18 protein-coding genes are annotated in these 21,171 nt (G+C 74.7%); 11 read left to right on the top strand and 7 right to left on the bottom strand.

The genetic code is table 11. From position 1 onward, the window contains the following. The first annotated feature begins 2 nt into the window (after positions 1-2). Both IEZ10_RS22555 and IEZ10_RS22550 read left to right on the top strand, forming a co-directional pair. Positions 3-959, top strand: a complete 957-nt coding sequence (locus IEZ10_RS22555; RefSeq protein ID WP_268246350.1) for a sugar kinase — start codon at positions 3-5, stop codon at positions 957-959. A 119-nt stretch (positions 960-1,078) separates the two neighbouring features. Then, positions 1,079-1,717 (top strand): bifunctional 4-hydroxy-2-oxoglutarate aldolase/2-dehydro-3-deoxy-phosphogluconate aldolase, encoded by a 639-nt coding sequence (locus IEZ10_RS22550; RefSeq protein WP_189248478.1) that lies wholly within the window; start codon positions 1,079-1,081, stop codon positions 1,715-1,717. 132 nt (positions 1,718-1,849) lie between these two features. Here the strand turns inward: IEZ10_RS22550 and IEZ10_RS22545 are convergent, their stop codons facing one another. Beyond that, complete coding sequence (locus IEZ10_RS22545; RefSeq protein ID WP_189248477.1) at positions 1,850-3,052, bottom strand: M20 metallopeptidase family protein; 1,203 nt, start codon at positions 3,050-3,052, stop codon at positions 1,850-1,852. Positions 3,053-3,222: 170 nt separating this feature from the next. Here IEZ10_RS22545 and IEZ10_RS22540 point away from each other — a divergent pair, with 170 nt between their 5' ends. After that, positions 3,223-3,828 carry a class I SAM-dependent methyltransferase gene (locus tag IEZ10_RS22540; RefSeq protein WP_229811521.1) on the top strand — a complete coding sequence of 202 codons (606 nt, stop codon included), beginning with the start codon at positions 3,223-3,225 and terminating at the stop codon, positions 3,826-3,828. A gap of 120 nt (positions 3,829-3,948) precedes the next feature. Here the strand turns inward: IEZ10_RS22540 and IEZ10_RS40010 are convergent, their stop codons facing one another. The 5 genes from IEZ10_RS40010 to IEZ10_RS22515 form a co-directional block, all read right to left on the bottom strand. Continuing rightward, positions 3,949-6,081 (bottom strand): WD40 repeat domain-containing serine/threonine protein kinase, encoded by a 2,133-nt coding sequence (locus IEZ10_RS40010; RefSeq protein WP_189248475.1) that lies wholly within the window; start codon positions 6,079-6,081, stop codon positions 3,949-3,951. A gap of 147 nt (positions 6,082-6,228) precedes the next feature. Next, positions 6,229-6,639, bottom strand: coding sequence for a RidA family protein (locus tag IEZ10_RS22530; protein ID WP_189248474.1), 411 nt, complete (start codon positions 6,637-6,639; stop codon positions 6,229-6,231). A 158-nt stretch (positions 6,640-6,797) separates the two neighbouring features. Beyond that, positions 6,798-7,358 (bottom strand): P-loop nucleotide/nucleoside kinase family protein, encoded by a 561-nt coding sequence (locus IEZ10_RS22525; RefSeq protein WP_189248473.1) that lies wholly within the window; start codon positions 7,356-7,358, stop codon positions 6,798-6,800. Positions 7,359-7,578: 220 nt separating this feature from the next. Next, positions 7,579-8,493, bottom strand: coding sequence for an RpnC/YadD family protein (locus tag IEZ10_RS22520; RefSeq protein ID WP_229811520.1), 915 nt, complete (start codon positions 8,491-8,493; stop codon positions 7,579-7,581). Between the two features lie 216 nt (positions 8,494-8,709). Continuing rightward, positions 8,710-9,297, bottom strand: coding sequence for a TetR/AcrR family transcriptional regulator (locus tag IEZ10_RS22515; RefSeq protein WP_189248472.1), 588 nt, complete (start codon positions 9,295-9,297; stop codon positions 8,710-8,712). Positions 9,298-9,596: 299 nt separating this feature from the next. Between IEZ10_RS22515 and IEZ10_RS22510 the strand changes: the two genes are divergently transcribed. Further along, positions 9,597-10,082, top strand: a complete 486-nt coding sequence (locus IEZ10_RS22510; protein WP_189248471.1) for a nuclear transport factor 2 family protein — start codon at positions 9,597-9,599, stop codon at positions 10,080-10,082. Positions 10,083-10,094: 12 nt separating this feature from the next. On the opposite strand, the gene IEZ10_RS22505 is transcribed toward IEZ10_RS22510, so the two are convergent. After that, on the bottom strand, positions 10,095-10,790 hold the full coding sequence (locus IEZ10_RS22505; RefSeq protein ID WP_189248470.1) for a DUF4232 domain-containing protein: 696 nt from the start codon (positions 10,788-10,790) through the stop codon (positions 10,095-10,097). A gap of 286 nt (positions 10,791-11,076) precedes the next feature. On the opposite strand from IEZ10_RS22505, the gene mtnA reads away from it, so the two are divergent. From mtnA to IEZ10_RS22470, 7 genes are all read left to right on the top strand, one after another. Next, positions 11,077-12,057: an S-methyl-5-thioribose-1-phosphate isomerase gene (gene mtnA, locus IEZ10_RS22500; protein WP_189248469.1), complete on the top strand. Its 981-nt coding sequence runs from the start codon at positions 11,077-11,079 to the stop codon at positions 12,055-12,057. A gap of 422 nt (positions 12,058-12,479) precedes the next feature. Further along, complete coding sequence (locus IEZ10_RS22495; protein WP_229811519.1) at positions 12,480-13,244, top strand: peptidoglycan recognition protein family protein; 765 nt, start codon at positions 12,480-12,482, stop codon at positions 13,242-13,244. A gap of 206 nt (positions 13,245-13,450) precedes the next feature. Continuing rightward, positions 13,451-15,286 carry a methylmalonyl-CoA mutase family protein gene (locus tag IEZ10_RS22490; protein WP_189248467.1) on the top strand — a complete coding sequence of 612 codons (1,836 nt, stop codon included), beginning with the start codon at positions 13,451-13,453 and terminating at the stop codon, positions 15,284-15,286. Continuing rightward, positions 15,283-17,445: a methylmalonyl-CoA mutase gene (gene scpA, locus IEZ10_RS22485; RefSeq protein ID WP_189248466.1), complete on the top strand. Its 2,163-nt coding sequence runs from the start codon at positions 15,283-15,285 to the stop codon at positions 17,443-17,445. Before IEZ10_RS22490 ends, scpA begins: the two co-directional genes overlap by 4 nt. After that, positions 17,429-18,397, top strand: coding sequence for a methylmalonyl Co-A mutase-associated GTPase MeaB (gene meaB / locus IEZ10_RS22480; RefSeq protein WP_189248465.1), 969 nt, complete (start codon positions 17,429-17,431; stop codon positions 18,395-18,397). The genes scpA and meaB overlap by 17 nt, the downstream gene beginning before the upstream one ends. 553 nt (positions 18,398-18,950) lie before the next feature. Beyond that, complete coding sequence (locus IEZ10_RS22475) at positions 18,951-20,285, top strand: cytochrome P450 (RefSeq protein ID WP_189248464.1); 1,335 nt, start codon at positions 18,951-18,953, stop codon at positions 20,283-20,285. Beyond that, a complete protein-coding gene (locus tag IEZ10_RS22470; protein ID WP_189248463.1) occupies positions 20,282-21,166 on the top strand; it encodes a terpene synthase family protein in 885 nt (294 codons plus the stop codon). Before IEZ10_RS22475 ends, IEZ10_RS22470 begins: the two co-directional genes overlap by 4 nt. The last annotated feature ends 5 nt before the right edge of the window (positions 21,167-21,171 follow it).

The following is a 21,171-nucleotide window of genomic DNA, read 5'->3' as shown; positions in this document are numbered from 1 at the left end:
TTGTGGCCGAGGTCGTGACGTACGGGGAATGCATGCTCCTGATGGTGGCCGAGCCCGGGGTGCCGCTGGCCCGCGCCCGCAGCTTCCGCCGCTCGGTGGCCGGGGCCGAGGGAAACGTGGCGATCGGGCTGGCCAGGCTCGGCCACGCCGTACGGTGGCTGGGCCGGGTCGGCGCGGACCCGGCGGGCGAGGCGGTGCTCGCCGACCTGCGCGCGGAGGGCGTCGACCTGTCGCACGCGCAGATCGACGAGCGATACCCGACCGGGGTGCTCATCCGCGACAGCCATCCCGCCCGGGCGATCGACGTGCAGTACCACCGGGCCGGATCGGCGGCCTGCCACGCCTCCGGCGACTGGCCCGGCCCCGGGGTGCTGGACGGCGCCCGGCTGCTTCACCTGACCGGCATCACGCCGATGCTGTCGGAGGACGCCCGCCGGGCGACCGGACGGCTGCTGGAGCTGGCCCGCGAGCGGGGTGTCACGGTGTCCTTCGACCCCAACGTCCGCCGCAAGCTCGGTGACGCCGGGCGGTGGCGGGAGGTCGTGGGGCCGCTGCTGCGCCGCGCGGACATCCTGCTGGCCGGTGCCGAAGAGCTGGAGCTCTTGACCGGCCGGCGCGCCGCCGAGGCCGTCGCCGACCTCCGCGCGGACGGCGTCGGCACCGTGGTCGTGAAGAACCCCGACCGGTCCGCGACGGCCGTGACCGCCGAGGGCTCCTGGAACCGGCCCGCCTTCGACGTGCCCGTGGTGGACCCGGTGGGGGCGGGGGACGCGTTCGCGGCCGGGTTCCTGTCCGCCACGCTGCGCGGGCTCGGCCCGGAGCGGGCGCTGGCGGAGGGCGCCACGGTCGCCGCCCTGACGATCCAGTCGGTCACCGACATCGAAGGGCTGCCGTCGGCGTCCCAGCGCGACCGCGCGCTGGCCGCGTTCGCCGACGGCGGCGAGACCGTGCACCGCTGACCCGGCGGCCGGATCACACGGCGGATCGGCGGCCGGACCGCGCGCCGCCGATCCGATGCCCACGAGCGGCTACGGACTGCCACGAGAACGATACGGAAAGAGACGAGGAGAAGACCGGGATGTACCGCTGGGAGATCACGCGCCGGGCCGTCGCGCAACGGGTGATCGGCATCGTCAGATCCGCCGGCGCGGCCGAGGCGACCGCCGTGGCGCGCGGCATGCTGGACGCGGGCCTGCGCACCCTGGAGGTGGCGCTGACCACGCCGGACGCGCTGCGCGCGATCCGCGAGACGACCGCGCAGGCCCCGCCGGACGCGCTGGTCGGCGCCGGCACGATCCTCGACGAGGCGGCCGCGCGCGCCGCCGTCGAGGCCGGGGCCCGCTTCCTGGTCTCGCCGAGCCTGCACCCCGAGGTGATCCGCACCGGCCACCGGTACGGCGTGCCCGTCATCCCGGGTGTGGCGTCCCCGACCGAGATCGTGCGGGCCCTGGAGCTGGGCGCCGACGCGGTCAAGCTCTTCCCCGCCTCCGCGTTCGGGCCGGGCTGGCTGCGCGACGTGCGGGCGGCCCTGCCCCAGGCGCCGCTGGTGCCCACCGGCGGCGTCACCGCGGGCACCGCGCCGGAGTGGATCGCCGCCGGGGCCGTCGCCTGCGGGATGGGATCCGCGCTGACCTCCGGCGGGCCCGACGAGACCCGCGAGCGGGTGCGGAACCTGCTCGCCGCGCTCCGGGAGGCCGCCGGCCCCGTCACGGAGTGACGGCCGAGCGGGCCGTACCGGCTGAACCGGCTGAACCGGCCGGACGGGTACGGCGAGCCGGTCGCGTGGACCCGGTGGGCGGGCCGGCCGGAGCCGTCAGGCGGCCGGGAGGGCACACCGGCGACGGAGTCGTCAGGCGGACACGGCGGCCGAGAGCCGCCGCTCGGCCAGCTCGGCGTAGACCGCGGCCCCGTCCGCCAGCACGCCGTCGTCGTAGACCGCCTCGGGCGAGTGGTTGTAGGGCATCCGGCCCGGGTCGGCGTCCCGGGGACAGGCGCCCAGGAAGACGAACGCCGACGGCACCCGCTGCCCGACGAAGGAGAAGTCCTCCGACCCGGCCAGCGGACGGGGCATGGGAAGGTGCCGGTGCTCGCCGAGGAGCTCGCGGACCGTCGCCTCCGCGTGCCGGGCCTCGGCCGGGTCGTTCACGGTGACCGGGTAGTTCACCACGTAGTCGGCGTCCACCTCCAGGCCGTGGGCCGCCGCGATGCCGCGCACCAGCGCCGGCGCCGCCTCCCGCACCCGCGCGTGCGCCTCGGCCGAGAACGACCGCAGGGTCACCTCGAACCGGGCCTCGTCGGGGATGACGTTGTCGGCGGTGCCCGCGTGGAAGCTGCCCACCGTCACCACCACCGGATCGAAGACGTCGAAGCCCCGCGTCACCATCGTCTGCAGCGCGGTCACCATCTCGCACGCCGCCGGGATCGGGTCCTTGGCCCGGTGCGGCGCCGAGCTGTGCCCGCCCCGGCCGCGCACCGTGACCTTCAGCTTGTCCGCCGCAGCCATGGCCGTCCCCGGCCTGGAGACGAACAGCCCGTGCGGGATCTCCGCGCTGATCACGTGCATCCCGTACGCGGCGACGGGCAGCTCACCCGACAGTTCCAGCACCCCCTCGTCGAGCATGATCCTCGCCCCGCCGTCCCCCTCCTCGCCCGGCTGGAACATGAACACCACCGAGCCGGCCAGCCGGTCCCGGCGCGCCGACAGCAGGTGTGCCGCCCCGGCCAGCATCGCGGTGTGCAGGTCGTGCCCGCAGGCGTGCATCGCCCCCTCGACGGCCGAGCCGTACGGCAGGCCGGTGCGCTCGGTCACCGGCAGCGCGTCCATGTCGCCCCGCAGCAGCACCGTCGGACCCGGCAGCGCCCCGCGCAGCACGGCGGTCACCGAGCTCAGCGCCCGGCCCGTGCCGATCTCCAGCGGAAGGCCGTCGAGGAAGCCCAGCACCTTCTCCTGGGTGCGCGGCAGGTCGAGGCCGATCTCCGGCTCGCGGTGCAGGTCGTGGCGGAGCCGTACGAGCTCCTCGTGCAGGTCGTGCAGGTCGGCGCGCTGGGACACGGGCGTCTCTCCTTCGGTCACGGGCGGGGTCTCGATGATGCACCGGCCGCGGCCCCGTTCCAAGAGCGATGCCGCGTCTGTACGGCCCGCGTGGTGATCGATACGGTGGACGCCCCCGGACCGGCGGACCGGCCCGGGGCTCGGAAGCCATCGGGGGAGGCGGACGTCAGGTGTCGCGGTGGAACCACAACATCCACTACCACCCGGTGATCCTGACGGCCCTGCCGGGCGGGTGCGGCCGGGTCCTCGACGTGGGCTGCGGCGAGGGCGTCCTGTCACGCGAACTGCGCCGGGTCGCCGCGCACGTCACCGCCGTCGACCTCGACGAGCCCAGCATCGACCTCGCCCGGCGGCAGGACGACGGCTCGGGCGTCGAGTACGTCCTCGGTGACTTCCGCACCCACCCCTTCGAACCCGCCTCCTTCGACGCGGTCGTCTCGGTCGCCACACTCCACCACATGGACGCCGTCCCGGCGCTCCGGCGGATGAACGACCTCCTCCGCCCCGGCGGGACGCTCGTCGTCGTCGGGCTCGCCCGCTCCCGGCTCCCCGCGGATCTCCCCTGGGAGCTCGCCGCGGCCGCCGGCGCCCGGCTGTACAAGCTGAGGCGGACCTACTGGGAGCACTCGGCCCCCACGGTCTGGCCGCCGCCGGAGACCTACGCCGGGATGCGCCGCATCGCGCGGGAGACGCTTCCGGGCGCGCGCTACCGCCGCCGCCTCCTGTGGCGATACTCGATCGTCTGGCGCAAGCCCCCGGAGCCGGCCGCCCGGTGAGGCCGGCCCGGTCCGGGAGGTCCGGCCCGGTCCGGGAGGTCCGGCCCGATCCGAGCGGGCCGGGCCGGGAGAACCTGAAGGTGCCGGCCCCGCGGAGGAAAGGCGGGTGCGGACCGGCGGTCAGCCGGTCCGCCACAGCCGCGCCGTACGGTCGCCGCCGCCGGAGGCCAGCAGCCGGCCGTCCGGGGCGAACGCCACCGCGTAGACGGCCTCGGTGTGACCGGTGAGGACGGCCGCGGCTTTCCGGCCGGCCACGTCCCACAACCGCACCGTACGGTCGCCGCCGCCGCTGGCCAGCGTCCGCCCGTCCGGGCTGAACGCCACCCGGGAGACGTAGTTGCGGTGGCCGGTGAGCACGGCGACGGCCTTCCGGCTCGCCATGTCCCACAGCCGGACCGTCTCGTCGTCGCCGCCCCCGGCCAGGAGGCCCCCGTCCGGGCCGAACGCCACGGTGGAGACGCCTCGGGTGCGTTCGGCCAGGGTCGCGAGGGTCTTCCGGCTCGCGATGTCCCACAGCCGGACCGTTTCCTCGCCGCCGACGGTGGCCAGGACGCGCCCGTCCGGGCTGAATGCCACCGCGGTCACGAAGCCGGCGTGCGGCAGCGCGGCGACGATCCGGCGGGCGGTCACGTCCCACAACTGCACGGCCCGGTCACCGCCCCCCGCCAGGATCCTCCCATCGGGGCTGAACGCGAGTGCCGCGCCGGGGCCCATGCCGCCCAGGGAGGCGACGGGCGCGTGGCTCGCCGCGTCCCAGAGGCGCACCGGAACGTCGTCGCCGCCCACGGCCAGCAACCTGCCGTCGGGGCTGAACGCCACTGCGGAGACGGGGCCGGCATGGGTGAGGGCGGACACGCTCCTGAGGCTCGCCACGTCCCACAGCCGCAGCGTGCCGTCACCGCCGCCGGTGGCCAGCGTCCGCCCGCCGGGGTCGAAGGCCACGGCGTAGACGTGTCCGGTGTGACCGGTCAGCACGGCGGCCGGACGCCACGCCCCGGAGCCATGCCGGTCCGCGGGGGTGCCGGTTCCAAGGGAGGCTCCGGTTCCCGGGTCGGCTCCGGTCCCCGGGTCGAGGAGGAGCATGGCGCCCGGAACGGCGGCGGCCAGGACGCCGACCCCGCCCAGCAGCAGGACCCGGCGCCGGGACGGGCCCGCCTCGGCGGCCCGTGCCGGATCCGGGGGCGGGGCCGCTCCCGGCCGCACCGGATCCGGCGACGCGGCCGCTCCCGTACGGACCTCCGCCTGGGCTCGGGCAGCCGCTTCCTCCGGCGACGCCGGGGCCGGAGACTCCTCCGCCCGCTCCGTGCCCGTCGGCGACGCCGCCTTCGCTTCCCTCCCGGCTTCCGCCGGGGACGGAACCGCCGGTGAAGCCGTACCCGCCGTTCGCGCCGGGATCGGCGTCCGGGCCGGAGGCGGCGCCATGGTGGTGGACGCGGCGTCCACCACCGCGGCCAGCGACCGCACCGCCTGCCGGGCGTCCGGGCGCCGCACGGGGTCCTTGCGCAGCAGACTCGTCAGGACCGGCGCCAGCAGCGGCCCGGCGTGCTCGGGCGGGGCGGGCTCGGCGGTGATCAGGGCCGCCAGCACCGCCAGCACGGTCGCCCCGGTGTACGGCGGGCGGCCCTCGGCCGCGGCGTACAGCGTCGCCCCCAGCGACCACAGGTCGGCCGCCGCGGTGACCGGCCGGTCACCGGCCTGCTCGGGAGCCATGAACGCCGGGGTGCCCAGCAACGCCCCGGAGGTGGTCAGAGCGGTCTCCCCGGCCAGGTGTGCGATGCCGAAGTCGGTGATCACCACCCGGTCCCCGGAGAACAGCACGTTGGCCGGCTTCAGGTCGCGGTGCACGATCCCGGCCGCGTGCGCCTCCGCCAGCGCCTCGGCCATCGCCAGGCCGATCCGCGCCGTCCGGGCCGGGTCCAGCCGACCCAGCCGCCTGATCTCCGCCGACAGCGAGGGGCCGTCGAGGAACTCCATCACGATCACCGGGACGCCGTCGTGGGTGACGACGTCGTGCACGGTGACGATCCCGGGATGGCTGAGCCGGGCCGCCGCCCGCGCCTCACGCAGTGCCCGCCGTTCCAGCGCCCGCCGCCGGGCCGGGTCCTCGTGCGGGGGGAGGATCAGTTCCTTGATCGCGACCTCGCGGTCCAGCAGTTCGTCGCGGCCCCGCCACACCCGGCCCATGCCTCCGGCGCCGACCACCTCGATCAGCCGGTAGCGCCCGCCGATCATCCGTCCGCCCGCCTCGGTCACGATGTAGGACGCTAACCCGCCCGGCCCGCGAACGACACCCCGATCCGGGCACGGCCGGACCGGGGGCCGAGGCACGCGCGGCGGTTGAACCGCGGCCCGGCGGTCAAGCCGCGGATCGCGCCCCGGTGGTCAGGCCGTGTCCGGCGGTCAGGCCGGGGAGGCGGTGTCCCGCGTCCGGGGGCGGCGCGCGTCGACCTCGATCTCGATCCTCATGCGCGGGTCGGAGAGGCCGCACACCAGCATCGTCGCGGCCGGGCGGATCTCTCCGAAGTGCCGGCGCAGCACCGGCCAGCAGGGCTCGAAGTCCTCGCGGTCGGGCAGCAGGTACCGCACCCGCACGACGTCGGCGAACGAGCAGCCCGCCTCGGCCAGCGCCGAGCCGATGTTGCGCAGGCACTGCTCGGCCTGCTCGACCACGTCGTCGGAGATCGTCATGGTCGCGTAGTCGAACCCGGTGGTGCCCGACACGTGGACCAGGTCCCCGTCCACCACGGCCCGGGCGTAGCCGATCTCCTCCTCGAAGGTGGAGCCACTGAGGATCGCGCGTCGTTCCGTCACGGGGAAACCGTACCGGTGCGGAACGGGACGGGGCGATCACGGGAACCGTGCCGTTCCGGAGCGGAGCGGAGCGTGGAGTGAGCGGGGTTTCCGCCCGGGGCCGACGCGCCCGGGGCCGACGCGCCCGGGGCCGGGAGGGTCACGTGGAGATCCCCGGCTCACGAGGCGGCGCGTGCCGCGGCGAAGGTGACGATGTCGGGCAGGGGCGGATCGTAGTCGCCGGTGGTGTCCACGGTCAGCGCCGGCAGGTCCATGCTGATCCAGCCGAAGGCGGCCAGGTCGTGCTCGCCCGCCGCGATCGCCTTCAGCAGGTCATGGTCGGCGTGGGCGGCCCGGTGGGCGTCATGGGCGGCGCGCCGGGCGATGCGCTCGCCCGCGAGCGCGGCGTCGACGACGCAGCGGATGACGCGGATCCGCGCGAGGCCGGTGAGCGGCTGGAGGTTCGGCCGCCACACCCGGTCCTGGAACGCGGCCTCGGCGACCACGCTGACCCCGGCCCGCGTGAGCAGGCCGAGGACGTCGAAGAACACCTTCAGGACCGGCAGGTTGAGCGCGGCGCCCGCATCGGGGCCACGGTCACCGGCGGCATCTGTCATGCCCTGCTTGATCTCGTCACGGATGATCGCCGGATGGCCGAGCTCCCGGGCGAGCCGGTGGGCCAGGGTCGTCTTGCCGGACCCCGGAGGCCCGCTCACCACGGTCAGCGTCGGCAGTGCCATGGTGCATTCTGGCACGCCGCACCGGCGACCGGCCGGGCGTGGAAGCGCCGCCGGTACGGCGACCGCACCGGTGGCGCATGACGGCTCGGCTCGCGAACTTCCTGGCATCCCCGCCGGAGAGAGGTTTCGATGCCGCCGGAGCCGGAGCCGGAGCCGGAGCCGGAGCCGGAGCCGGAACGCCGTCTATCGGACCCCTGCTCTGCTCGCGGGCGGATATTCGTCAGCGGTCCTGTTCGCTCGCTTCGTCGAACAGGTCGTGCGCGGTCTGGACGGTCGCCGCGTGTGTCGCCCAGGTCTCCAGGAGGGTGAGGTCGGTGCAGGAGGCGATCCGGGCGCGGACGTCGTCCGGCACGTCGAGGCCGCGGGCGTCCAGTATCAGCAGGATCAGCTTGGCGGCCTCTTCCGCTCTGCCTTCTGCCTTTCCTTCCGCCTTTCCTTCCGCCTTGCCTTCCGCTTTGCCGCGGCCGTAGTGCTCGCGGGCGAAGGGGCTGTGGACGGGCCAGTCGGTGGACTTCATGATCTCCTCCAGGAGACGCCGCACCTCGGGCACGGACATGTCGTAAGCGTGTTCATAGTACTTCGCAGCGTAGTCATGGGGTAGTTCGGTGAGCGCCGCGGCGAAGGCTTGGACGACCTTGCGGTCGCGGCCGTGGGCCATGACCGCCAGGGCCGCGAGCTCCGGGTGGGCGGCGGCCTGCTGGGGGTCGGTGATGGCCGGGATGCCGCCGGGTCCGAGCACCCGGGGGTGCGGCCGGTAGCCGGTCAGGCCCGAGTCGATCGGCCGGGCGTAGTGCTCGGCGGTGCGGGCGTCGGGGCAGACGACCAGGACCGTGGCGTCGCACTTGAGCATCAGCCAGGCCTGGGCGGCATAGCGGGCCAGCTGGCGGGGGTCTTTGGACCTGTCTTTCTGGATCTCGACGATGATGACGTGCGCGGGGCTGGGCGGTGGTCCCAGGACGACGACGAGGTCGGGCTCGATGTCGTCGGAGGGGCGGGTGTTGAAGGTGAAGTTCTCCGCGCGGGCCAGCGGTGTGGCGGGCAGGTCCTGCCCGAGAAGGTCGCGTAGGACCTCCACGGCCAGCTGGGGGCGGTCGCGGAAGAGTTCGATGAGAGAGTCATGGGTGGGAGACGGCACGTCGCTTAATGTAACGTGAACAGCACTTTACGTGACGGTCTTTCGCGAAACGTGGCGGTGGATGAAGCCCCGGCCCGATCCCGGCCGTCGCATGGCCGGGAGGTGTCCCCGGCGGTGTCGCGGCCTCACGCCCTCGGAGCGGAGTGGCGCCGGGCCCTCATGCCTCTGGAACGGAACGGGCGCCGCGCGAGGACGATCGCGACGCTCCGTGGCCGGTCAGCCGGAGGAGGGACGCGCCTCGGCCGGTTCCGCGCCGACGCCCGGGCGGGTCCGGAGGCCGTCGGTGACGATGGCGAGGGTGCGGCGGCGCAGCCCGGGGCTCCATCTGGCGTGCAGCGCGCCCTGGCACAGGCCGGTGAGCAGGGCGATCACCTCGTCGGCGCACGCGTCCTCGCGCACGGCGCCGGCCTGCTGGGCCCGGGTGAGGAGCGTCTCGATCCCCTCCCGCAGGAGCAGCAGGGCGTCTGCGACCTGGATCCCGGCGTCCGCCTCGGCCAGCAGGCCGACGACGGTCCGCTTGTGCGCGGCCTGCTCCACCATGCGCTCCATGAAGCCGAACAGCGCCGCGGCGGGGTCGTCGCCGGTCGCGAGGTCCTCGACCTCCCGCGTCAGTCCGGCGAGCAGGTCCTTCATGATGGCCTGCAGCAGGTCCCGCTTGGTGGGGAAGTGCTTGAAGACCGTGCCGACCGCGACCCCGGCCCTGGCCGCGACCTCCTCGGTCGAGGCGGCCGGGCCTTTCTCGGCGAAGACCTCCCCGGCGGCGGCGAGGATGCGGGCCCGGTTGCGTCGGGCGTCGGCGCGCATCCCCCGGCCGCCCGCCTTCAGGTCGCCCGTCCCCGGACCGCCCGTTCCCCGGCCGCTCGTCCTCCCGCCTTCCGTCCTTCCGCCGTCCGTTCTCCCGGCGGCGTCCGGCGGGGTCTCCGCCGGGCCCCCGGCGGGCTCTTCCGCCGCGGCGCCGGGCTCGTCGGGGTCTTTCGGCCGTGACTTCGGCGGGGTCATCGGAGCGGCCTTCCTTTCCGGACGTTGACAAAGTGAGTCTCCACTCACGATTATCAAGGTGAGTTGAAACTCATCTTATTCGCTCACCGTGGAAGGGGCCCGCCATGTCCGAGAACACCCCCGGGAACACGGCCGGGACGACCGGCGTGCCCGGTCCCGTCGAGGTCTTCGAGGCCGCGCAGAAGCGGTGGCTGGAGGGTGGCGCCGGCTTCGGGGAGCTGCTCGCCGAGGACGCCGTCGTCGAGACCCCGTTCGCCCCGCCCGGCCGCCCCCGCCGCGTCGAGGGACGCCGGGAGTTCACCGACCTCGCCGAACGGGGCCGGGCCGCGCTGCCCGTGCGGTTCGAGGAGGTCCGCGACGTCATGATCCACCGTACGGATGACCCGGGGACCATCGTCGTGGAGTACGAGCTGGCCGGGACGGTGACCACCACCGGCCTTCGCGGCGCCGCGTCCTTCGTCGCGGTGCTCACCGTGCGCGACGGGAAGGTCGTGCGATGGCGCGAGTACCAGAACACCGCCGCCATCGCCGCGGCCACCGGAACGCTCCCCGCGCTCCTGGCCGCCTACGGCGACGCCCCGGCCGGCTGACGCGGGTGAGGGTCAGAGGCGCGCCCCCGGGGCCGCCGGGGTGAGGTCGATGCGTCCGTCGCCGCAGACCCGCGCGGAGAAGGGGGTCGTCAGGTAGGCGGTCTCGTCCGGCGGGATGACCATCAGCCGCGCGGAGGCCGGGCAGGTGGTCTCACGCCCGCTCGGCACCTCGGTCCAGTGCATCCTGAAGTGGGCCGAGGCGCCGGGCCGCAGGGTCACCCGTTGCGGCCGGACGTTCTCCCGCCGCGGCCTGGTGCGTAGCGCGTCGCCGTTGCGGTCGAGCGTGACCAGGCCCGGGAAGCCGTACACCCAGCAGGTCCGGGTGGACCTGTTGGTGAGCACCAGCGGCGCGTACCGCTGGCCCGCGCCCGCGTCCACCCGGCCGACCCGGGCCGAGAGCGCGCCGGTCCGGCAGCGCCCGGGAGCCGCCGCGCCGGAGAGCGCGGCGGCACCGGCCGCCGGGACGGCGCCCGCGGTCCGCGCTTCCCCCGCCGTGGCCGGCGCGGTGTCCCCGGTCATCGCCGTCACGGCGCTTCCGGTCGCGATCGGCGCGGCGTCCGCGGGCCGTGCGTCCCCGGCCGCGTTCCCCGCCGGGGGGATGCTCCGCTGGGCGGGCGTCACCGAACCGCACGCGACCGAGGCCATCAGCACGCCCGCCACCATCATCGAGAAAGCCGGGAGGCTCCCGGCGCCGTTGGATCGTCTCATGCCTCCCTATGACGTCCCGTGGTCTCGTCTTGTTCGCCGGGCCGCGGGGACATCGGGGGCGCCCGGAGCGGGCGCCTTCGCGCGCGCCGTACCGGGTCTGCCCGTCCGACCTGGGCGGACGGTCGTCACGGAAGCGCGGTGCGTGCCGGTCCGGCCTGTCCGGAAGGACAGGTTCCCCTGACGCCGGTAGCGCACAGGTCTGTCCTCCGCGTCCCCGTACGGCCGTGGCCGCCGGGCCGGAACAGGGGTGGCGGACTCCCCGGGGAGCAGGCGTAGATTGCCGGACATGCGGACGATCGACTGGGCCGGCGACGCCGTCGAGCTCGTGGACCAGACCCTGCTGCCCGGCGAGTGCGCCGTCATCCGGATCGGGACGGTGGACGGCCTCATCGACGCCATCCGGCGGCTGGCCGTGCGGGGGGCGCCCGCGCTCGGCGTCGCCGGGGCGCTCGGCGTCGCGCTCGCGGCGGCCACCGAACCGGACCCGGCGGCCGCCGCGGCCCGGCTGCGGGCCGCCCGGCCGACCGCGGTCAACCTCGCCTGGGGCGTGGACGAGGCGCTGAAGCACCTCGACGAGGGGTTCGAGGCGGTGCTCGGCCGCGCGCTGGAGATCCGCGACGCCGACATCGCGGCCTGCCGTGCCATGGGGGAGCGGGGCGCGGACCTGGTGTGCGAGCTGACCGGCCGCGACCGGCCGCGGATCATGACCGTCTGCAACACCGGCGGCCTGGCCGCGGTGGAGCGCGGCACCGCGCTCGGCGTCGTGCAGACCCTGCACGAGCGGGGACGGCTGGCCGGGGTGCTGGCCCTGGAGACCCGGCCGCTGCTGCAGGGCGCCCGGCTCACCGCCTGGGAGCTGGGCCGGATGGGCGCGCCGTACCGGCTGGTCGTCGACTCGGCGGGACCGTTCCTGCTGGCCAGGGGCGAGGCCGACGCCGTGCTGATCGGCGCCGACCGGATCGCCGCCAACGGCGACACCGCCAACAAGATCGGCTCCTACGCGCTGGCCCTGGGCGCCCGCCGCGCCGGGGTGCCGTTCGTCGTCGTCGCCCCGGAGTCCACCGTGGACCTCGCGACCCCCTCCGGGGACCGCATCGAGATCGAGGACCGCGACCCGGAGGAGGTGCTCGGCGTGCGCGGGGTACGGCTGGCGCCGGAGGGCGCGGCCGTGCTGAACCCGGCCTTCGACGTGACGCCGCGCGACCTGATCACCGCCATCGTCACCGAACGCCGGGTCATCCGCCCCGACCGGGGCGAGACGCCGTAGCGGGGGCGGTCCGTCCCGGCCGGGGGAGATGCCGCGGCCCGGTCCGTCCGGCTCCGGCCCCGGCGGGACACCGTGGTCCGCGCCGTCCGCCCGGCGTCGGCGAGGCGGCGTGATCCGGGCCATTCGGCTCGGTCTCGGCGGGCCGTCGCGGCCCGCGCCTCTCACCCCTGACCTGCGATCTTCCGCCGGCGGCGGGCCCGTGCGGGAGCGGTCCGGCCCGGTACCGCGGAAGGCCGGGGGTTTCGGCGCCTTCAGCGGTGGAAGTGGTACGTCCATGTTCGGGGCGGAAACCGTCATCGGCCCCGCATGTGACAAAGATGCGACTGGTGGTATTTGCGAAACCCGCCCCGCCTCGCGGGACACTACGGATAACGTCGGTCGCGCGGTACATCGAGCAGTTCGCGTTCCCCCTGGAGACACCTGTGGCCGACATCGTGACCCGCCGCGCATGGGGCGCCCGCGCCCCCCGCGGCTCGTACTCGCGGATCTCCTCCACCAGGGGTGTGAAGGTCCACTACACCGGCGGGCGCGTCGACCCCGCCATCGTCGACGACCACGCCAAGTGCGTCGCCCTGGTCCGGTCCATCCAGAACCAGCACATGGACGGCAACGGCTGGCTGGACATCGGATACAGCGTGGTGGCTTGTCCGCACCGGAAGGTGTTCGAGGGCAGGGGGCTGCACCACCTGCCCGCGGCCAACGGCCCCGGCCTCAACAGCGGCCACTACGCGGTGCTGGGCCTGGTCGGCTCGACCGGGCTCACCAAGCCCACCGACGGCATCCTGCACGCCGTCCTCGACGCGGTCGAGTACCTGCGCGCCGAGGGCGGCGCGGGCCGGGAGATCAAGGGCCACCGCGACGGGTACGCCACCGACTGCCCCGGCGAGCCGCTGTACGCGTGGGTGAAGCGCGGCGCGCCCCGCCCCGGCGCCACCCCCGCCCCGCCGGAGCCGCACCCGGTCTTCCCCGGCCGGGTCCTCAAATACCCGCCGGTCATGGAGGGCGAGGACGTCCGCGTCTGGCAGCGGCAGATGCGCGAGCGCGGCTGGGACCTCGACGCCGACGGCCTGTACGGCGAGGAGTCCCAGCGGGTCTGCCGCAAGTTCCAGGACGAGAAGGGCCTGCCCGCCACCGGCGCCGTCGACCGCGCCACCTGGAACGCCGCCTGGGAGGAGCCCGTCACCTGACGCGCCCGGATCCCTGTGCCCCGGACCCTCGCGTCCTGAACCCTCGCGCCCCGGATCGGAGTCCCCCGGGCCCCGGCCGGGCTCGGAACCCGGACCCCGGCCACCCGGGGAGAGGCCGCGGGAAATCCGCCGCCCGGCGGCCGGGACACACCCGGGCGGGGACCCCGGGAGGCCGTCACCGGGCCGCGGGGCTTACCATCCCAGGCATGACGGTGCCGCCTGAGGAACTTCGATGGACCGCCGGCTTCCCCCCGGCCACGCGGGAGCGGTGGCGGGAGCTGGCGCTCGGGGTCCTGCGCAGGTCGGGCGTCGAGGCGGCCTCGCCCGAGGAGGCGCTGGCCTTCACGACCCACGACGGCGTCACCATCGCCCCGATCTACGACGCCTCCGACCTGCCGGGCGACCCGGGCCTGCCGGGCGCGGCCCCGTACGTCCGCGGCTCCCGGTCCGGGGGCGGGAGCTGGGAGATACGGCAGCGCCACGAGGCGGCCGACCCCGAGGCGGTGCTCGCCGACCTGGAGAACGGCGTCACCTCGCTGTGGCTCGCCGTCGGGCCCGAGGACCTGCCCCGCGTCCTGGAGCGGGTCCACCTGGAGCTGATCTCGGTCGCGCTGGACGCGGGGGAGCGCACCCGCGAGGCGGCCGAGACCCTGTTCGCGCTGGCCGCCGGGCAGGCCGCCCGCGAGCGGCAGACCCGGCCGGAGGCGCCTCCCGGGAGCGGTTCCGGCGAGCCCGCGCCCGGGAGCGGTGACGGCGGGCCGGCGGCGGGTTTCCTGACCGGCACCCTGGGCGCGGACCCGCTGCGCGACCCGGAGACCGCCGCGGACCTGGCCCGGCGCTGCGCCACGGGCTTCCCCGGGCTGCGCGCGGCCGTCGTGGACGCCACGCAGCACCACGACGCCGGCGGCGGCGACGCCGAGGAGCTGGGCTGCTCCCTGGCCGCGGGCGTCGCGGCGCTGCGGGTGCTGACCGGCGCCGGGCTGAGCGAGGAGGAGGCATTCGGGCAGCTGGAGTTCCGCTACGCCGCCACCGCCGACCAGTTCCTCACCATCGCCAAGCTCCGCGCCGCGCGCCTGCTGTGGGCCCGCGTCGCCGAGGTGTGCGGGGTGACGCGGAACGCCGGGCAGTGGCAGCACGCGGTGACCTCCTCGGCCATGATGACCGCCCGCGACCCGTGGGTGAACATGCTGCGCACCACGCTCGCCTGCTTCGCGGCCGGCACCGGCGGGGCCGACGCGGTGACCGTGCAGCCGTTCGACGCCCGGCTGGGCCTGCCGGACGCCTTCGCCCGCCGCATCGCGCGCAACACCCACTCCCTGCTGCTGGAGGAGTCCCACGTGGCCCGGGTGACCGACCCGGCCGGCGGCTCCTACTACGTCGAGCGCCTCACCCGCGACCTGGCCGAGCGGGCCTGGGAGTGGTTCCGGGAGATCGAGGGCGCCGGCGGCGCGGGGTCCCGGGCCGGGGACGACCTCGTCGCCCGGCGGCTGGCCGCCACCCGGGAGCGGCGTTCGGAGGCCGTCGCGCACCGCCGCGACCCGATCACCGGGGTGAGCGAGTTCCCCGACCTGGCCGAGCGCCCGCTGCGGCGCCCCCCGCGCCCGCGCCCGGTTCCCGGCGTCCACTACGCCGGGGAGTTCGAGCGGCTGCGCGACCTGGCCGACGCCCAGCCGGTCCGTCCCCACGTGTTCCTGGCGACCATCGGGCCGGTCGCGGCGCACAACGCCAGGACGTCGTTCGCGGCCAACCTGTTCCAGGCCGGCGGGATCGCCACCGTGTCGGGCGGCCCGCTGACCGACCCGGAGGAGATCGCCGCCGCGTTCACCGCCTCCGGCGCGCGGGTCGCCTGCCTGTGCTCCGCCGACCGCCTGTACGGCGAGCACGCCGGCCCGGTGGCCGCCGCGTTGCGCGCGGCCGGGGCCAGGCGGATATGGCTGGCGGGGCGGGGGGAGTACCCGGGCGTGGACGCCCTCCTGTACGCCGGGTGCGACGCGCTCGGCGTGCTCCGCACGACCTTCGACGACCTGGGGGTGACCCGATGATTCCCGACTTCTCCGCGGTCCCGCTGGACGGCGGGACGAGCTCCGCCGGGCCGGCCGTACGGCGGGCCGCCGGGGACGGCCCGGGCGGGCCGGTGTGGGAGACCCCCGAGGGGATCGCCGTGAAGCCCCTCTACACCGCCGCCGACCTGGACGGGCTGGACTTCCCGGCGACCTATCCGGGCGTGGCGCCGTACCTGCGCGGGCCGTACCCGACGATGTACGCCACCCAGCCGTGGACGATCCGGCAGTACGCCGGCTTCTCGACCGCCGAGGAGTCCAACGCCTTCTACCGGCGCAACCTCGCCGCCGGGCAGAAGGGCCTGTCGGTCGCCTTCGACCTGGCCACCCACCGGGGTTACGACTCCGACCACCCCCGGGTGGCCGGCGACGTCGGCATGGCCGGGGTGGCGATCGACTCCATCTACGACATGCGGCAGCTCTTCGACGGCATCCCGCTGGAGAAGATGAGCGTGTCGATGACCATGAACGGCGCGGTGCTGCCGGTGCTCGCGCTGTACATCGTGGCCGCCGAGGAGCAGGGGGTGGCGCCCGAGCAGCTCGCCGGGACCATCCAGAACGACATCCTCAAGGAGTTCATGGTCCGCAACACCTACATCTACCCGCCGGGGCCGTCGATGCGGATCATCTCCGACATCTTCGCCTACACCAGCGAGCGGATGCCGAAGTTCAACTCGATCTCGATCTCCGGCTACCACATCCAGGAGGCCGGGGCCACCTGCGACCTGGAGCTGGCCTACACCCTCGCCGACGGCCTGGAGTACCTGCGGGCCGGGGTCGGGGCGGGCCTGGACGTCGACGCGTTCGCGCCGCGCCTGTCGTTCTTCTGGTGCATCGGCATGAACTTCTTCATGGAGGTCGCCAAGCTGCGGGCCGCCCGGCTGCTGTGGGCGAGGCTGGTGTCGGGGTTCGGGGCGGAGAACCCCAAGTCGCTGTCGCTGCGGACGCACTCGCAGACCTCCGGCTGGTCGCTGACCGCCCAGGACGTCTTCAACAACGTGGTGCGCACCTGCGTGGAGGCGATGGCCGCCACCCAGGGGCACACCCAGTCGCTGCACACCAACGCGCTGGACGAGGCGCTGGCGCTGCCGGGCGACTTCTCGGCGCGGATCGCCCGCAACACCCAGCTGCTGCTGCAGCAGGAGTCGGGCACCTGCCGGGTGATCGACCCGTGGGGTGGTTCCTACTACGTGGAGCGGCTCACCCACGAGCTGGCGCGGAAGGCGTGGGGGCACATCGAGGAGGTGGAGGCGGCCGGGGGCATGGCCAGGGCGATCGACGCCGGGCTGCCCAAGCTCCGCATCGAGGAGGCCGCCACCCGCACCCAGGCGCGCATCGACACCGGGGCGCAGCCGGTCATCGGCGTCAACAAGTACCGGCCCGACGCCGACGAGCCCATCGAGGTGCTCAAGGTGGACAACACCGCGGTGCGGGCCCGGCAGCTCGACAAGCTCCGCCGGCTGCGCGCCGAGCGCGACCCGCGGGCGGTGGAGGAGGCGCTGGCCGCGCTGACGAAGGGCGCGGCGGGCGACGCGAACCTGCTCGCGCTGTCGGTGGAGGCGGCCCGCGCCAAGGCCACCGTCGGGGAGATCTCCGAGGCGCTGGAGAAGGTCTTCGGCCGGCACGCGGGCCAGATCCGCACGATCTCCGGGGTGTACCGCGAGGAGGTGGGTTCCGGCGTGGACGAGGTCCGCGACATGTGCGCCGAATTCGAGCGGCTGGAGGGACGCCGCCCCCGGATCCTGGTGGCCAAGATGGGGCAGGACGGTCACGACCGGGGCCAGAAGGTGATCGCCACGGCCTTCGCCGACCTCGGGTTCGACGTGGACGTCGGCCCGCTGTTCCAGACGCCCGAGGAGGTCGCCCGCCAGGCGGTCGAGGCCGACGTGCACGTGGTCGGGGTCTCCTCGCTGGCGGCCGGGCACCTGACGCTGGTGCCCGCGCTGCGCGCCGCGCTGGCCGGACTCGGCGCCGAGGACGTCATGATCGTGGTCGGCGGGGTGATCCCGCCGGGCGACTTCGACGCGCTGCGCGCCGCCGGGGCGTCGGCGATCTTCCCGCCCGGCACCGTGATCGCCGACGCCGCCCGCGGGCTGCTCGCCGACCTGCTCACCCGGCTGGGTCATGGCGCGGACGCTTGACGACTACGTCACGGGGGTGAAGGAGGGCTCCCGGGCGTGGATCGCACGGGCGATCACCCTGGTGGAGTCCTCCCGGCCCGACCACCGGGAGCTGGCGCAGCGGCTGCTGGTCGAGCTGGCCCCGCTGGCCGGCCGGGCGCGCCGGGTCGGCATAACCGGCGTGCCGGGGGTGGGCAAGTCGACGTTCATCGACGCCCTCGGTGTGCGGCTGACCCGTCAGGGGCACCGGGTGGCGGTGCTCGCCGTCGATCCGTCGTCGACCAGGACCGGCGGCAGCATCCTCGGTGACAAGACGAGGATGGCGCGTCTGGCCGCCGACCCGGACGCCTTCATCCGGCCCTCGCCCACCTCCGGCACCCTGGGCGGCGTCGCCCGGGCGACCCGGGAGGCGATGGTCGTGGTGGAGGCCGCCGGGTACGACGTCGTACTGGTGGAGACCGTCGGCGTGGGCCAGTCCGAGACCGCCGTCGCCGACATGGCCGACACCTTCCTGCTGCTGGCCCTGGCCCGGACGGGCGACCAGCTCCAGGGCATCAAGAAGGGCGTGCTGGAGCTCGCCGACGTGATCGCCGTCAACAAGGCCGACGGCCCGGGGGAGGCCGACGCCCGCAAGGCGGCCCGGGAGCTGGCCGGGGCGCTGCGGCTGCTGCGCTCGGAGCGTACGGTGCCGGTGCTGACCTGCAGCGGGATGTCGGGCGCCGGTCTGGACGAGCTGTGGGCGCGCGTCGTCGCCCACCAGGACGCGCTGGCCGCCTCGGGCGAGCTGGAGGAGCGCCGCCGCCGCCAGCAGGTCCGCTGGACCTGGTCGCTGGTGACGGACCGGCTGCTGGCGGCGCTGCGCGAGCACCCGCGGGTCGCCGAGATCACCGCCGAGGTCGAGCGGGACGTGCGGGCCGGGACGCTGACGCCGTCCCTGGCCGCCGACCGGATCCTGGCGGCCTTCCGCGAGTGAGCGGGTCCCGCGAGCCGGGCCGGTGAGCCGGGGTTCGCGAGCCGGAGGCCCGCCGCGACGGCCGGCCTGTCATGCCCGGCGGCGCCGGATCGGCCGGGCCTCAGGTGACCATCCGCCGTGGCTGGATGTCAAGGCGAAAGTTGACATCCAGGGGTTTCTGTCTTGTTAATTCGGGCCCAATGACCGAAGTTGGCGACCCTGATGCACTTTATGATTTTACCATCACTTGATCACGAGTGGTGGATCATGTAATGTTTCGCGCCAAGAGTTGCAAATGTCGTAATAGTGCGCCCAGTGAATACCGCAAGGACGGAAAGCGCATGACGGTGCGCGGGAAGGTCGCGCGAGGACTGTCCTCCGGCAGGTCCTGACCTGTTTTCTCCGCGCGGGAACCGGCCGTGGCGAGGTGGCCGGATCCCGCCTTCGGATCCCGTACGGCCCGCACCGCCGTGGGCGATTTCGTGCTGCGCGGATTCGGGGCGCCGGTGGGGAGACCTTGGCGATGCCGACAGATGTGGCCCTCTTATCCGCCCGGCGGGCGAGGTCGGTTCCGATGCGTCGGGCCCTCCCGGCCCTGCTCCGGGGTCCCGCGGTCGCCCTGGCGGGCTTCGCCCGGGAGTCCGGCGGGGAGGTCGTCCGGCTGGGACTGGGACCGTTCCGCCCCTACCTGGTCTCCCACCCCGACCACGTCCAGCAGGTGATGCGCCTGGAGTGGACGAACTACCAGCGGATGGGGATGTTCTGGCGGCCCCTGGAGCGGCTCTTCGGGCACAGCATCATGGGCGACGGCGAGCAGTGGAGCATCAGCCGGAAGATCCTGCAGCCGATGTTCACCACCCGGTACATCGCCACGATCGCCGAGGAGGTCTCCCGGCGCGTCGCCGCGCGCATCGAGGAGTGGGACGACCACGCCCGGACCGGGCGGAGCTTCGACGCCGCCACCGAGATGTCCACCATCCTCACCTACATCGTCAACCGGGTGCTGTTCGGCGACAAGCTGGACCGCAAGGACGGGGAGGACATCATCCCCGCCTTCGACACGGTCGCCAACTCCCTCGTCTACCGGTTCCTCATGCCGTTCATGCCCTACACGGTCCGGGTGCCCCGCGACCGGGCCCTGGAGAAGGCCGTCCAGCGGATCGACGACGTCGTGTACCCGATCGTGCGCCGGGCCATGGACCACCCCGACGACAGCACCGACGTCATCTCGATGCTCTGCCGCTCCACCGACGACAACGGCGACCCGCTCACCGCCAAGCAGATCCGCGACGCCCTGGTCAGCGTCTACGCCGCCTCCTCGGAGACCACCGCGATGGTCATCACCTGGCTGTGGCTGCTGCTGAAGGAGCACCCGCGGGTCGCGGCCCGGCTCCAGGCCGAGATCGACGAGGTGGTCGGTGACGGCCCGGCCCGGCCCGAGCACCTCCCGCGGCTCGCCTACACCCGGATGGTGCTGCTGGAGACCCTGCGGATGTACCCGGCGGGCTGGCTGCTGCCGCGCCAGGTCATGGAGGACGCGGAGATCGGGGGCGTGCGGATCCGGCGCGGCTCGACGGTGTTCATCTGCCCCTACGCCACGCAGCGGCTGGACGGGTTCTGGGAGCGCCCGGACGAGTTCGACCCCGAGCGGTTCGCGCCGGCCGAGGGGGAGCGCAGGCACAGGTACTCCTACTTCCCCTTCGGGGGCGGGCCGCACAAGTGCCTGGGCGAGCACCTGTTCTACGTCGAGGCGCCGCTCGTGGTCGCCTCCATCCTCAGCCGGTACCGCGTGTCGGTGCCCACCCCGGGGCCGTACCCCATGGGCTGGGCGGCCTCGCTGCGCCCCAAGCAGAAGGTCATGCTGAAGGTGGCCTTCGCCGGGCACGACAGGGTCGGGGCCGCGCGATGACGGCCGCGCCCGCCCGGGACGCCTGGCCGCCGGCCGCGGAGTGCGGGGCGGTCTGCGCCGGAGCCGGACGCGCCCAGCGGGACATGCGCGAGTGGGCGGCGGCCTATCCGGGGCTGTTCTCCGCCAAGCCGTTCGACGCCGCCCTGTACAGCACGCTCTCCCTGGCGATGGCCTTCAGCGGGCCGTGGCTCGGCGCCGACCGGCTGCGGATGGCCAACAAGGTCACCCTGTGGGCCTTCGGCCTGGACTGGCTCGTCGACTACGTCGCCTCCTCCCGGGAGGAGGTCGAGGACATCGCCCGGCGCTGCGCCGACGTGGCCGCGGGCGCCCCGCCCTCTCCCGGCGACGACCTGACCCGCATGCTGGCCGACATCCGCGACGAGCTGTCCGCCTCGCCCGCGTACGGCGCGCTCGGGCCGGTCTGGCGCGACGAGCTGCGGCGGATGCTGGACGGCATGCTCACCGAGTGGCGCTGGAAGAGCGAGAAGGCCCGGCCCACGGTGGAGGAGTACCTCGCCAACGCCGACAACCTCGGGTTCTCCTTCGTCCTCGCCGCCCACTGGATCCACGTCGCCGACGGCGCGGCGGTCTCCGACGTCGAGCCGCTGCGCGAGGCGAGCCGGGCCGTGCAACGGGTCATCCGCCTCCTCAACGACCTCGGCACCTACGAGCGGGACGTCGCCTGGGGCGACCTCAACGCGATCCCGCTCGATCCCGGCGGCCACGCCGGGATCGAGCGGCGGGCCGCCGAACTCGCCGCCCGCGCCAGGGAGCTGCTGGCCGCGCTGGACGCCCACCCGGAGCTGACCCGCTACATGGAGCGCCAGATGGACTTCTGCGCCGGGTTCTACCGGGTCGGCGACTACTGGGGGACGCTGTGAACGCC

It is taken from the genome of Streptosporangium pseudovulgare (genome assembly GCF_014648055.1).
In the GTDB taxonomy this organism is placed as follows: domain Bacteria; phylum Actinomycetota; class Actinomycetes; order Streptosporangiales; family Streptosporangiaceae; genus Streptosporangium; species Streptosporangium pseudovulgare.
Note: the sequence above shows the minus strand (reverse complement) of the source record. Positions and strands in the feature narration are given on the sequence as shown.